The organism is Chachezhania antarctica (assembly GCF_003646465.1).
GTDB classification, from domain to species: Bacteria; Pseudomonadota; Alphaproteobacteria; order Rhodobacterales; family Rhodobacteraceae; genus Chachezhania; species Chachezhania antarctica.
On record NZ_QZEX01000011.1, the window covers coordinates 52,621 to 66,143 of the forward strand.

The 13,523-nt window shown below is 65.7% G+C and carries 11 protein-coding genes; 7 read left to right on the plus strand and 4 right to left on the minus strand.

What is annotated here, in order from left to right:
- Window positions 1-73 precede the first annotated feature (73 nt).
- Window positions 74-880 (plus strand): helix-turn-helix domain-containing protein, encoded by an 807-nt coding sequence (locus tag D4754_RS18760; protein ID WP_121066612.1) that lies wholly within the window; start codon window positions 74-76, stop codon window positions 878-880.
- 2 nt (window positions 881-882) lie between these two features.
- Here D4754_RS18760 and D4754_RS18765 read toward each other — a convergent pair whose 3' ends face one another.
- Window positions 883-1,599 carry a response regulator transcription factor gene (locus D4754_RS18765; RefSeq protein ID WP_121066615.1) on the minus strand — a complete coding sequence of 239 codons (717 nt, stop codon included), beginning with the start codon at window positions 1,597-1,599 and terminating at the stop codon, window positions 883-885.
- Complete coding sequence (locus D4754_RS18770; protein ID WP_121066620.1) at window positions 1,596-2,786, minus strand: sensor histidine kinase; 1,191 nt, start codon at window positions 2,784-2,786, stop codon at window positions 1,596-1,598. Before D4754_RS18770 ends, D4754_RS18765 begins: the two co-directional genes overlap by 4 nt.
- A 213-nt stretch (window positions 2,787-2,999) precedes the next feature.
- Here D4754_RS18770 and D4754_RS18775 point away from each other — a divergent pair, with 213 nt between their 5' ends.
- From D4754_RS18775 to D4754_RS18800, 6 genes are all read left to right on the plus strand, one after another.
- A complete protein-coding gene (locus D4754_RS18775; protein ID WP_121066622.1) occupies window positions 3,000-4,010 on the plus strand; it encodes an ABC transporter substrate-binding protein in 1,011 nt (336 codons plus the stop codon).
- Between the two features lie 55 nt (window positions 4,011-4,065).
- Complete coding sequence (locus tag D4754_RS18780) at window positions 4,066-5,487, plus strand: sugar ABC transporter ATP-binding protein (RefSeq protein WP_121066624.1); 1,422 nt, start codon at window positions 4,066-4,068, stop codon at window positions 5,485-5,487.
- Complete coding sequence (locus tag D4754_RS18785; protein ID WP_121066626.1) at window positions 5,484-6,413, plus strand: ABC transporter permease; 930 nt, start codon at window positions 5,484-5,486, stop codon at window positions 6,411-6,413. Before D4754_RS18780 ends, D4754_RS18785 begins: the two co-directional genes overlap by 4 nt.
- Complete coding sequence (locus D4754_RS18790) at window positions 6,410-7,345, plus strand: ABC transporter permease (protein ID WP_121066628.1); 936 nt, start codon at window positions 6,410-6,412, stop codon at window positions 7,343-7,345. Before D4754_RS18785 ends, D4754_RS18790 begins: the two co-directional genes overlap by 4 nt.
- Window positions 7,342-8,268, plus strand: a complete 927-nt coding sequence (locus D4754_RS18795) for an SMP-30/gluconolactonase/LRE family protein (protein ID WP_121066633.1) — start codon at window positions 7,342-7,344, stop codon at window positions 8,266-8,268. The genes D4754_RS18790 and D4754_RS18795 overlap by 4 nt, the downstream gene beginning before the upstream one ends.
- Before the next feature lie 202 nt (window positions 8,269-8,470).
- A complete protein-coding gene (locus tag D4754_RS18800; protein WP_121066635.1) occupies window positions 8,471-9,682 on the plus strand; it encodes a calcium-binding protein in 1,212 nt (403 codons plus the stop codon).
- Window positions 9,683-9,766: 84 nt separating this feature from the next.
- Here D4754_RS18800 and D4754_RS18805 read toward each other — a convergent pair whose 3' ends face one another.
- Complete coding sequence (locus D4754_RS18805) at window positions 9,767-10,480, minus strand: response regulator (RefSeq protein ID WP_121066638.1); 714 nt, start codon at window positions 10,478-10,480, stop codon at window positions 9,767-9,769.
- Window positions 10,477-13,482, minus strand: coding sequence for a PAS-domain containing protein (locus tag D4754_RS18810; protein WP_121066641.1), 3,006 nt, complete (start codon window positions 13,480-13,482; stop codon window positions 10,477-10,479). The genes D4754_RS18805 and D4754_RS18810 overlap by 4 nt, the downstream gene beginning before the upstream one ends.
- Window positions 13,483-13,523: the final 41 nt, after the last annotated feature.

Below are 13,523 nucleotides of genomic sequence, written 5' to 3' on the forward strand. Positions count from 1 at the left end.
GCGAAGGGGCAGCGTCACAATTTCGCGAAACGGCGCATATTGACTTCCTTTGTGCGTCAGTTAGCTTCACCCCATGCCTCCTGACCCCCTTACCAGCAATCTGGCGTTCGCCTGCACGTTGTTTCCGTCCATCGCGCATGTCTGCCGGCGGATCGGAATCAATCGCCAGCAGTTCAACAAGTACCTGTCGGGCACCGTGCGCCCGTCCCGCCACAACATGCGCCGGATCTGCGATTTCTTCGGCGTCACCGAAGCCGAGCTGCTGATGGAGCCTGCGCGCTTTGCCGAACTGATCTCGCTCCGCCGGCGTCCGGGCAGCGAGCAGGAGGTCACGCCGCTGGGCCCGACGCTGAAGCGGCTCAGCCAGTTTTCCACGCCGCTGCACCGGTATGTCGGCGGGTATTTCCGCTACTTCCATTCCTACAGCAATCCGGGGATGATCATGCGGTCCTACGCGCAGATCACCCGCCGGGACGGCCATTACCTGTGGAAGAACATCGAACGGGAAGACACCGCCCAGGGCGGCCCGCGGGACGTGTTCAAGTATGAAGGCATGGTCTTCTACCTTGGCGAACGGATCAACGTGGTCGAGAACGAGGCGCTGCTGTCGTCCTCGATCACGCAGATGATCCTGTACCCGTCCTACAATGCCGGCATCGACTACCTGCTGGGCATCCAGACGGGCGGGCCGCTGAAGCGCGGGCGCAAGCCTTCGGCGTCACGGGTGGTGCTGGATTACCTTGGCCAGAACGTCGACGCCCGCCGCGCGATGGCGCAATGCGGGCTGTTCGCGCCCGAGGAGCTGGACCCGAAGATCGTGCAGCTTGTCCGCAACGAGATGCCCACCGGCGCCTGGACCTTCGAGGTCGAGCAGCTCTGAACTTATCTCCGGCCCGACAGCCACGTTTCCAGATCCCGCTGCGCCGCGTCGAGCGTTTCGATGTTGATCGTGCGGGTCACCAGCGCCCGGTTCAGCGCGCGGACGCGCTTGTTCAGCGTCAGGTCGTCGTCTAGGTCCGACAGGACGCCCAGCTTTTCGTAAAGCGACAGCAGCCGGTTCTGCACGGTGCGCAGGGACATCCCCCGCCGTTCCGCGATCAGCTTGTCCTGCAGCCCCAACGCCAGGTCGATCAGCACGGCGAATTCGCTGTCATCCAGGCGGGTGCGCGGCGATGCAGCGCTTTTCTGGCGGCGGTGGATTTCGCGATCCACCATGATCTGGCCTTCGGCCAGCACGGCGCGCAAGGCCAGTTTCAGCCGGTCGCGCGAGGCGGTCTTCAGGATGTAGCCATAGGCGCTGTCTTCGGGGACGATCTGTTCGATCCCGCGGAAATAGGCGTCGTCGGCGTAGTTCGACCAGAACAGGATCCGGCTTTGCGGACGTTCGGCCCAGATCGTGCGGGCGGCCTCTATCCCGTTGCGGCGGTCCATCTGCAGGTCCATCACGATGGCGCCGATGGCCCCGGCGCGGGCCTCTTCCTCGCCCGCCGCACCATCGGTGGCATGGAAGATCTCGGTCACTTCGGGCAGGGCTTCTGCCAGCGCGTCCTGCAGGTAGGTGGCGTGGAACTGGTCGTCCTCGACGATAAGTGCCCTCATGCCCCGCCCTCCAGCAGTACTCGGATGGTGCAGCCGTATTCGTTCACGATGTCCAGTTCGGCCGGGATCAGCCGCGCCCGGGTGCGCATGTGGGCAAGGCCCGACGTGCGCCGCGGGGCGGCCGGCATGCCCCGCCCGTTGTCGCGCACCGCCACGACAAGGCGGGTGCCGTCCATCGGGTAGATCCGCACGTCGATGCGACCGGCGCCGGAATGGCGGACGGCGTTGTTGATCGCCTCCTGCACGATGCGGAACAGCGCGGTGCGCACCGTCGGGTCCAGCCTGTCGGGCGCGCCCCTAGTGTCGTCCGTCACCTCGATTTCGACCGGGGAGGGGCCCGCGGCGCGTTCCAGGTGGACGCGGACGGCATGTTCGAAGCCGAAGAGATCCAGAAGCGTCGGCACGGCGGTGTCGATGATCTGGCGCAGATCGCCGATGGTCTCGGACACGCGTTCCGCCAGATCGGCGCGCGACAGCGGCGCCTCTCCCGTGATTTCGCGCAGCAGGCGGGTAAGATCGGCCAGCGTCTGGTCGTGCAGGTCCATCCCGATGCGCTGGCGTTCCTGTTCCAGCGTCTGGGTCAGCCGCAACGCGCCGCGGCGCAGGCCTTCCTCGCGCGCCTGAGCCTCCTGCCCGACCTGCGCCGCGCGTTGCGCCTGTTCGGCGGTGTGGAGCGCATGGAAATAGGGCGACAGCACATCGGCCACGTGCTGCGCCTGCTGGACCGTGTCGAGCGTGTAGAGCCCCGGCGTGGAATGCGAGATGTTGAGCGTGCCGATGGGCTGGCCCAGCACCTTCATCATCACATGCACGCGCGACCGCAGGGCGTGGTTGAAGATCGGCTCGGAACAGGCGCCTTCGAAGGTCTGGCGGGGGTCCTGCATCGCGTCGTGGCACAGCATGTAATCGCATTCGCCGGCAAACATGTCCCGCAGGGGCGAGACATCGACCCGCGTGCGGGCACGGGACCATCGCGTCTGGATGCCGACTTCGTAGCTCGACAGCCAGCCGGTGCGGTCGTTCAGGCACAGGTCGGCATGGGTGAAGGGAATGACCTCGGCGATCTCGTCGGCCACGGCTTCCAGTGCCGACGCGATATCGGTCCGCTCGGCCAGATGCGTCGAGATGCGCAGGAACACGTCTCCGGCGGCAGACCCGGTGGCGGGCGCCTGCAAGGCATTGGTCATGATCTCCTCCCCGCGCGCGCTGCGCGTTCCCGCAAGTGTGGCAAGAGATTACCTGAAAGAAAACACCCTGACCCGCAAACACGGTGCGGGAACCCGCAACATCTCTGCGGGTGGATGCCTTTACAGGGGTATGGAGGCGTTTCATGATCGCCTCATCCGTGCTCTCGATGACGCGGAATTAAGCGCAGGTTCCATGCGCGTAGGGAGGAATACATGACAATTTCCAAGATGCTGCTGAGCGCGGCAGGCTTTGCCATGGTCGCCGGACTGGCCCAGGCCGACACCTCGGGCAAGCGGATCGCGCTGTCCAACAACTATGCCGGCAACTCGTGGCGGCAGGCGATGCTCGAAACCTTTCAGGAGACGGGCAAGCAGGCCGTGGACGACGGTGTCGTGGCGGCGGCGGATGCCTATACCACGTCGGAAAACCAGGCGACCGAGCAGGCCGCGCAGATCCAGAACATGATCCTGCAGGGCTATGACGCCATCGTGCTGAACGCCGCTTCGCCCACCGCCCTTAACGGCGCGGTCAAGGAAGCCTGCGACGCCGGGCTGGTCGTGGTCAGCTTCGACGGTATCGTGACCGAGCCCTGCGCCTGGCGGATCGCGGTCGATTTCGCGGCCATGGGCAAGGAAGAGGTCGACTATCTGGCCACCCGCCTGCCCGATGGCGGCAAGCTGCTGGAAATCCGCGGGCTGGCCGGTGTCTTCGTCGATGACGAGATCTCCAAGGGCATCCACGAAGGCGTGGCCGAACACGACCAGTTCGAAATCGTGGGTTCCGTCCACGGCGACTGGGCACAGGACGTGTCCCAGAAGGCCGTCGCGGGCATCCTGCCGTCGCTGCCGCCGGTCGTCGGCGTCGTGACGCAGGGCGGGGATGGCTACGGGGCCGCGCAGGCGTTCAAGGCCGCTGGCCGCGACACGCCGCTGATCGTGCTGGGCAACCGCCAGGACGAACTGAAATGGTGGTCCGAACAGCACGAAGCCAACGGCTATGAAACCATGTCGCTGTCGATTGCCCCCGGCGTCGCCTCGCTGGCGTTCTGGGTTGCGCAGCAGGTGCTGGATGGCGCCGACGTGCCGAAGGACCTGACCGTGCCGTTCCTGAAGATCACGCAGGACAACCTTGCCGAGGCGCTGGAAACCACGCCCGAAGGCTCGGTCGCCAACGTGACCTATACGCTCGATGACGCCAAGACGGTCATCTCCGACGCCAAGTGATACGACCCGGCGGGCCCCGTCCGGCGGCCCGCCCCTCATTCGAATTGGAGCGCTCATGTCCGATCATGAGACCGCCCCGATCGTGACGCTGACGGACGCGGCCCGGCATTTCGGGCCCGTTCGCGCGCTCGACGGGGTCAGCCTGTCTGTTGCCCCGGGGGACTGCATCGGGCTTGTCGGCCACAACGGCGCGGGCAAGTCGACGCTGGTGAACCTTGTGAACGGTGGCCTTGCCCCTTCGTCGGGGGAGATCCGGTTTCCCGGAGGTGCAAGCGCGCTGGAGGCCGGTGTGCGGTCGGTGTTTCAGGAACTGTCGCTGTGTCCCAACCTGACGGTGGCCGAAAACCTTCGGATCTCGCACAGCGCGCTGAAGGGCCCCGGCTGGCGGACGCGCGCACGGGCCGAGATTTCCGAAAGCCTGAACACCATCTTTCCCGGTCACGGCATCGACCCGAATGCCGAGGTCGATACACTGTCGATCGCCCAACGCCAGATGGTCGAGATCGCCATCGGCTTCGCCCCTCGCGGCACGCAGGCCCGGCTGGTGATCCTTGACGAGCCGACATCGTCGCTGGACGCGGGCATTGCCGATCAGCTGCTGGCCCATGTGAAACGCTTTTGCGGATCGGGCGGCGCAGTGATCTTCATCTCCCACATGCTGGGCGAGGTCTTCGACGTCGCCAGCCGTATCGTCGTGCTGAAGGATGGCAAGGTGGTCGCCGAACGCATCACGGCCGATTTCACGCGGCAGGGCCTTGTCGATGCGATGGGGCATGTGACGACAGAAACCGCGACCACTGAAACCGCACGCGCGCATGGCCCCCAAGTGGTGCAGACCGAACAGGGCCTGACCGCGCGCAAGGGCGAAGTCGTGGGCCTGTCGGGCCTTGCTGGCCATGGCCAGGCCGAAGCGCTCGCGAAGCTCTACCTCTCACGTTCATCCTCATGGCGGTCGCGCAAGGTGCCCGATGTTGTCTTCGTGGCCGGCGACCGTCCGCGCGACGGGGTGCTGCCGCTGTGGTCGATCCTGCGCAATATCTCGATCTCGATCCTTCAGCAGGGCGCCAAGCGTGGCCTTGTGAACCGCGAAGCCGAAACCGCCATCGCGGCAGACTGGAAATCCCGCATCGGCATCCGCACCGATGACGTGACCAACCCGATCCTGTCGTTGTCAGGTGGCAATCAGCAGAAGGTGCTGTTCGCCCGCGCGCTGGCCTCGCCCGCGCAGGTGGTGATCATGGACGACCCGATGCGCGGCGTGGACGTGGGCACCAAGCAGGACGTCTATGCCATGATCCGGGCCGAGGCCGCGAAGGGCCGCACCTTCCTGTGGTATTCGACCGAGACGGAAGAGGTCTGCCAGTGCGACCGCGTCTTCGTTTTCCGCAACCACGAGATCAGCGCCGAGTTGACCGGCGCCGACATCACCGAAGAACGGATCCTGCAGGCGTCCTTCGAAATGCAGGAGGCATCATGACCTTCCTTTCCCGCCACAGGATCATCCTTCCCGTGGTCTCGCTGGCCGTACTGCTGGCCGCAACGTTCTACATGCAGCCCCGCGCGATGAGTTATTTCGGGCTGAACCTGCTGTTCAACCTCGCCGTTCCCATCGCGCTGGCGACGATTGCACAGATGATGATCATCATGGTCAACGACATCGACCTGTCGCTGGGCGCCTTCGTCAGCCTTGCGGCCTGCGTGACGGCGACGTTTCTGAACGACACGCCGATGATCGGCCTGTTGATCCTTCTGGCGCTGATCCTGTCCTATGCCGTGCTGGGCGCCCTGATTCACGCGCTGGAACTGCCCGCCATCGTCGTGACGCTGGGCATGTCCTTCGTGTGGAGCGGGCTTGCGCTGTTCATCCTGTCCTCTCCCGGTGGCGCGTCGCCCGGCTGGCTGCGGACGCTGATGACGGTGAAGCCGCCCTTCGCACCCATGGCCGTGGTCGCGGCGGTGATCATCGCCGGCGTCACCCATCTGCTGATCATCCGGTCCGGTCTTGGCACCGTTCTGCGGGGCGTGGGCGGCAATGCACGGTCGGTCGAGCGCGCGGGCTGGCCCGTGATCCGGCTGAAGGCGCTGGCCTACGGGCTGGCGGGGCTCTTCGGCGTGCTGGCCGGCATGGCGCTTGTGGGGCTCACCACGTCGGCCGATGCCAATATCGCGCTGCGCTACACACTGCTGTCCATCGCGGGCGTGATCCTTGGCGGCGGAGAGTTCACCGGCGGCAAGGTCAGCCCCGTGGGCGCCGTGATCGGGGCGCTGACCCTGACGCTGGCCGCATCGTTCCTGTCGTTCATGCGGCTGTCGCCCGACTGGCAGATCGGCGCACAGGGGGCGATCCTGATCCTTGTGCTGACCGCGCGCCTGATCTTCAGCCGCAAGGGGGCCGAGGCATGAGCGCGCTCTCCAGGCCCTGGATCTGGTCGTGGCTGGCCGCCGCCGCGGCCTTTGCCCTGACGCTTGTCCTGACGTCGGGCCGGGGTGGAGGCGAACTGGCCTATGCCGCCCTGTCCTTCGGCGCCTTCGCCGCCATCGTGGGGCTGGGCCAGATGCTGGTGATCACGCTGGGCCCCGGCAATGTCGACCTGTCGATCCCCGCGACGATGACACTGGCGGCCACCCTGGCGCTGAAAGCCATGAGCAGCGATCCCGGCACCGCGTGGCTGGGCCTGATCACGGCGCTGGCCGTGGGCGTCGGCACGGGGCTGGCGAATTACGCGCTGATCTTCCTGTTGCGCCTGCCGCCGATCATCGCGACGCTCGCGGCGTCACTCGTCTACCAGTCCGTCGCGATCTGGTCGAACCGGGGCCTGCGGATCAAGCCGCCCGAAGGGCTGGCCGACTTCGCCACCGGGCGGTTTCTTGGCCTGCCCAACGTGGCGTGGGTCGGGCTGGTGCTGGCAATTGTGGTCTGGGTCGTGCTGGAACGTTCCGTCTGGGGCCGCTGGTTGCTGGCCACGGGGCAGAACCTGCGCGTCGCGCGATTGGCCGGTGTCCCGGTCGAGCTTGTGCGCGCCACGACCTATGTCTCGGTCGCCGTCTTCGCGTCGCTGGCGGGCTACCTGCTGGCCAGCTTCTCGGGCGGCGCGGCGCTGAACATGGGTGCGGAATACCTGTTGATGTCGATTGCCGTCGTCGTGATCGGCGGCAGCTCCATCGCCGGGGGCAATTCCAACGTGCCCGGCGTCTGGGGGGCTGCGCTTTTCATGTTCCTCGTCGTGTCGATGCTGAACAGCTATGGCGCGGGCGCGGGCGTCCGCAACGTTCTGACCGGCGCCATGATCATCGCGATCGTCATCGCAGCCAGCACAAGAAGGACACGCGCATGATCACCCTGCCGCCGCACCTTGAGATCCACGATGACCGCTTCGCCACGCTGGTCCACCCCATGTCGACGCTGGACGAGATCGCGACCGGCTTCACCTGGACGGAAGGCCCCGTCTGGTTCGGCGACCACGATTGCCTGCTGTTTTCCGACATCCCCAGCCAGCGGATCCTGCGCTGGTCCGAAGGGGAGGGCGTGTCGGTCTTCCGCAGCGGATCGGGCTTCAACAACGGCAACACGCGCGACCATCTGGGCCGGCTTGTCGGCTGCCGCCACGGGACGCGCGACGTGGTGCGGACGGAATTCGACGGATCGCTGACCGCTCTGGCTGACAGCTATGAAGGCAAACGCCTCAACTCGCCCAACGATGTCGTGGTCAGTTCCGACGGCGCGGTGTGGTTCACCGATCCCACCTACGGCATCATTTCGAACTTTGAAGGTTACAGGGCCGAGCCCGAACAACCCGCGAGAAACGTCTATCGCCTGTCGCCCGACGGGGACCTGAAAGCAGTGGCGAGTGATTTTGTCCAGCCCAACGGGCTGTGCTTCTCGCCCGACGAAAGGGTGCTCTACATCGCCGAAAGCGGCTCCAGCCATGACGACGCGGTGCCATCGGTGATCCGCAAGTTCGCCGTCGACGGCGCCACGCTGCGCGATCTTGGCGCCTTCGCCCATATCACCCCGGGCCTGCCCGACGGGCTGCGCTGCGACGTGCTGGGCAATGTCTGGACATCCGCCGCCGACGGGGTGCAGTGCTTCGCGCCCGACGGCGCGCTTCTGGGCAAGATCCTTGTGCCGCAGATCGTATCGAACCTGTGCTTCGGCGGCCGCGACGGGCATCGCCTGTTCATCACGGCCAAGACGTCTGTCTACCGCGTGTTCGTAGACGTCCGTGGGGCGGAGCCATGGACGCGTGGAGCCGCCTGACCACAGGCGCTTTGTGTCAATTGTTTCCCTGACAGGCGGTTTCCGCGTCAGGCTGGTACAACACTTACACTTCTCCCGCACCGCGAATTTCTGGGGATACATCGACAGTCCATAAGCCCGGCCATGCTCAACCCCATACCCAAGGGTTGCGAAGCTGCATCGCCCGTTTCGGGGCGCACAATTGCAAAAGGCTGAGAAGATCATGTTTGGATTGTTCAAATCATTCCCCAAGACCCGCGACTGGGACATTGAAGCAGAGACGGGACGGGGCGATCCCTATTTCCCGGAAGACACCGGCAGATACGCAGGGCGCGGCCGGCAGGACGACGACCGGCGCGACACGGATGACGGCACCGATTTCGGGCCGGACTGGTCCTTCGGTGTGAACCCGATCGCACAGGTCGTGGACAAGCTTCCCGCACCTGCCTTCCAGCCGATGGAAAACGTGAATGCGCTGAACGTCTTGCCGGTTAATATCTGGATCGACTGGAACGGCGGCGACACGTTCCACGGCACCGACGGCATCGACTTCGCCTGGGGCCTTGGCGGGCGTGACCAGATCCTTCTGTATGACGGCAACGACGTGGCCTATGGCGGCGCTGGAAACGACCTGATCCTCGGCGGTCGTGGCGACGACACGCTGTTCGGCGGCGTGGGCTCGGATGTTCTGTCCGGTGACGTCGGCGATGACACGCTTGATGGCGGCGACGGCGACGACATTCTGATCGGCGGGCACGGTCGTGACGGGATCTACGGTGGCGCAGGCAACGACACGATCAAGGGTGACACCGGCAATGATCGGGTCCGCGCCGGCGACGGCGACGACCATGTCGAAGGCGGAGATGAAAACGATGTCCTTTGGGGTGACGAAGGCAACGACACCATGTTCGGCGGCTCCGGCGACGACCAGGTCATGGGGGGCATGGGCAACGACCTGCTGCGGGGGGGTCAGGGCGATGACGATATCCGCGGCGGGGTCGGGTCCGACGATCTGTACGGCGACCAGGGCAACGATTTCATGCTGGCCGGTAATGGCAACGACCACATCCGTGGCGGCACGAACGGCGCGGGTTCGGTCGGCGACTACATGATCGGCGGCGGCGGTTTCGACGCGTTCTATTTTGCCAAGGGCGACAGCGGTGGCATTGCCGCCCCGATGGACGTGGTCGAGGATTTCGTGTCTGGCGGCGATCTGCTGGTCTTCGAGGATTTCGGGACGTCGTCCTTCCTGGGCGAAGCGGACGGGTTTTCGGGCGTGCCAGGGGCCGAGGCCTATTTCGAGCACACCCAAAGCGACATCCACGGCGATGTGACGATCGTGCATCTTCGCGACGGGAACGATCTGGCCGAGGATCTGTCGGTCTCGTTGCTGGGCCATGTCGACCTCACGGCAAACGACCTGTTCATCGTGTGACGAACGCGGGTCAGGCAACAGCCTGGCCCGCCATCGCAGCAAGAACGGGTGGCGCGGGGACGGTCCGGTCCCGGCGCCATTTCTTCAGTCGAAAACGTACCCGATGCCCCGGACCGTGCGTATCGCCACCGGCTTGGTGGGGTTCGTTTCGATCTTCCGCCTGAGGCGCGAGATGCGCAGGTCGATGGACCGGTCGAAGTGTTCCCAGCCGCGGTCATGGGCCTGTTCCAGCAGTTGATCGCGGTTCAGCACCCGCCCGCGGTTGCGGGCGAAGACGCGCAGCAGGCTGAATTCCATCGCGGTGATCATGATCTCCTGCCCGTCGGGGCCGAAGAGCTTCGCGCCGTCGAGGTCGAGCTTGCAGGGACCGAACGCCACCGTTCCCAGGCCGCCTTCGTCCTTCGGTTCCGGCGCCTTCAGGAACCCCTGCCGGCGCAGCGCGGCCTTCACCCGCGCTTCCAGCTCGCGCAGGTCGACGGGCTTGGCGACATAGTCATCCGCCCCCATTTCCAGCCCGATGATCCGGTCGATCACCTCGCCCGCCGCGGACAGCATGATCACCGGAACCTTCGACGTGACACGCAGGTTGCGCAGCGCCGTCAGCCCGTCGGTGCCCGGCATGTTGATGTCGAGGATGATCGCGTCGGGGGCCTCGGCCTCCAGCAGTTCGGCCATCCGGTCGGCATTGGCGGCCTCGATCACCCGATAACCGCGTTCGCCGAAATATTCCGACAGCATCTCGCGCAGGTGGTCTTCGTCGTCGCAGACCAGCAGCGTCTTGTCCCCACCGGTCGTCATTGTGCCGCCCCCTGTTCGGACAGCCGGTCCAGCAGGTCGACGAGATCGTCCTGCAGGATCGGCTTTTCGATATAGGGCCGCCGGGTTTCCGACAGGAAGCGGAAGACCTCGTCGCCCATCGTGTCGCCGGTGATGAAGCCCACGCGGCCGGCATAATCCGGACGCGCGCCGATGACGGCCTTGTAGAACGACTCGCCATTCATGTCGGCCATCTTGAAATCGCTCAGCACGATGTCGAAGGTGTCTGTCTCCATGAAGCCAAGCGCGTCGCGGGCGTTGAGCGCGAGAACGGGGCGGCAGTGCAGGTCCTTCAGCATGTCGCAGATAAGTTCGCCCAGGGTTTCCTCGTCGTCCACCACCAGCACGCGCTTGCCTTCGGGGACGGCCGGTTCGGCCTCCTGCGGCCCCGCAGGCTCTGCCACGCTGTCGACGGCCTCAAGCCGGACGAAGAAGCTGGTGCGCCGGCCGACGTCGGAGTCCACCTCCAGCGCGCCGCCGTGCGCATCGACGATCCGGTGGCTGAACGCCAGCCCGATGCCGGTGCCGCAGCCCACGTCCTTGGTGGTGAAGAACGGATCGAAGATTCGCGCCCGGATGTCTTCGGGAATGCCCGGGCCATTGTCCCGGACCTCCACCACCGACTGGTTGCGCGCCGCGTCGTAATACGACCGGATGAGCAGGCTTGCAGCATCCCCAAGCGGCGCCAGCGCATGTTCGGCGTTGACGATGAGGTTCGAAAACACCTGCACCAGCTGATCCGGATCGACCTGCACATCTGGGATCGTGTCGTCGAATTCCGTCACGATCCCGGCCCCGCCGGCGCGCAGGCCGTAGCCCGCAAGATCAAGCGCGGTGGCCGCGATATCGTTTATCGAACATGTCTCGACCGTCTTCGGCCGCTGCCGCGCCATGGCCAGGAAGGCCCGGACGATCTTGGCGCTGCGGTTCGCGGCCTCGGCGATGCGGTCCACGCGTTTCGCCAGCACCGGATCGTCCAGCTTGCCTTCCAGCATCTGGGCATAGCCCACGACGATCGACAGCGGGTTGTTCAGCTCGTGCGCGACGCCGGCCAGCAGTTCACCAAGCGCCGACAGTTTCTCGGCCTGGTGGGCCATGTCACGCTGGCGCTGCAGCTCCTCCTGCATCATCAAGAGGTCCGAGATGTCGCGCGTGGACGACACGATCACCCGCTCGCCCTTGTAATCGGTCACCCGCGCCGCCGTCAGGCCCTGCATGATCGACCCGTCGCCGCGGCGAAACTGGACCCGGTAATCATCCAGTGACCCGGTTTCCTGCAGCGCATCCAGGTAATGCTGCCGGTCCTCTGGGTTCAGGAAGAAGCTGAGCGTCGTGTCGATATCGCCGAAGCGTTCGCGCGATGGCGGCGGGCAGTAGATGACCTTGCCGTCATCGAACCGCGACACGAGGAAATTCGCCGGACAGGCCTCGACGATCTTGCGCAGCAGCAGATCCGCGTCGCGCTGCTCCTCCTCCGCGCGGCGCTGTTCGGTCACGTCGGTGAACGAGATCAGGTAGCCGCCCGCCTCGGTCCGGTGGGCCGACAACAGCAGGTGCTTGCCATCGCCCAGGCGGCACGTGCGTTTCTTCCCGAAGGCGCCGACGAACTGCGCAAGGTCATAGGCGTACCTGTCGGCGGTGGTGCCTTCGGGGGGCAGGATGACGCGCGCATCGACCAGGCGGTACAGTATCGCCCCCAATGTCTCCCCGCGGGCAGGGCGGTGAGTATCCCTGAAGAACAGCTGGTTCCAAAGCCTGTTGCCCAGAACGAACTGCCCGTCGCGGTCGAACATCGCCAGCCCTTCGTCCAGCGACTGGATCGTGTCGTTCAGGGTTTGCAGGCTTCGGTTCTCGGCCTCTTTCAGCGCGGTCGTGTCGGTGACCACCACGACGCGGCCCTGATCCTCGGTCAGTGCGCGTTCCACCAGGTAGTGCCTGCCGTTGTGGAACTTCACCTCCATCGGCTCCAGCGTCTCGCGCTGCTGCCGGACCGCGGCAGCAAAGACCGCGCTACCCCGTTCGCCGACGTCCTTGCCCGAGATACTGGCGATCTGCGGCGCGAGAACGTTGAACCGTTCTTCATCGGTAAGCTTCAGCATCTGGTCGGCCGTCAGGCCGAACGGCGCGGCGAAGGCATCGTTGCAATGCGAGAACTGCCATTGCGGCCCTTCGATCGCCACGCCCACGGGCAGGCGCGCCACCGCGTCGGTGAACAGCCGCTCGGCGCGGCGCTGGTCGGTCACGTCTTCCAGTGTCAGGAGCCGGCCGCCCAGCGATGTCTCGTAGACATTGCCCACGATCTCGCGGCCCAGTGTGTTGGGGATGGCAAAGCCCTTGCCCGCGCCCCGGATCCAGCCATCGAATTCGTCCAGCATCCGGGCCGCCGTCGCGCCCTGCGGCGGCGACAGGATACCCGACGTGATCGCCTGCCCGTAGATCTCCCGGATCGCCACGCCGGGCGCCATGACATGCGTGTCCGGCGCGGCGGTGGCGCGGAACTTTCTGTTGGCGAAGATGATGCGCTCGTCGTCGTCGATCAGGGCCACGCCGAAATCGACGGCCTCGATGGCGTCGTCGAGCACGTCGCGCGCGCGGGCTTCCGCCGTGCGCTGATCGGTGACGTCGGTGATGGATCCGGCGATCCCGCCGGTCTCCAGCGGCGTCAGCTTGATGGTCTTGCGGCTCCGGTCGGGCAGCGCGACCTCGAACGTCAGGGGCCGGAACCGGTGCAGCGGCGCAAGAAGATCCGATCCGCCGTCCGCCCCCCGGACGATCCTGAAATGCCCGATTTCCACCGCCTTGGCGACAACGTCCCGCAAGGCCGTACCGGGTTCAAGGAGGTGATCATGCGGCGCGAACACCCCGGCGCAGCGGGGGTTGGCCAGCAACAGGTTCCAATCGCGATCGAACAGGACGAAACCTTCTTCCAACGTGGCGACGGCGGCGCACACATGGGAGGCCACGGTTGGCGATGCAGTGTTCATGTCGGCCGGGGCTCTCCAGGTATCGGATCGACGTTGCGCGG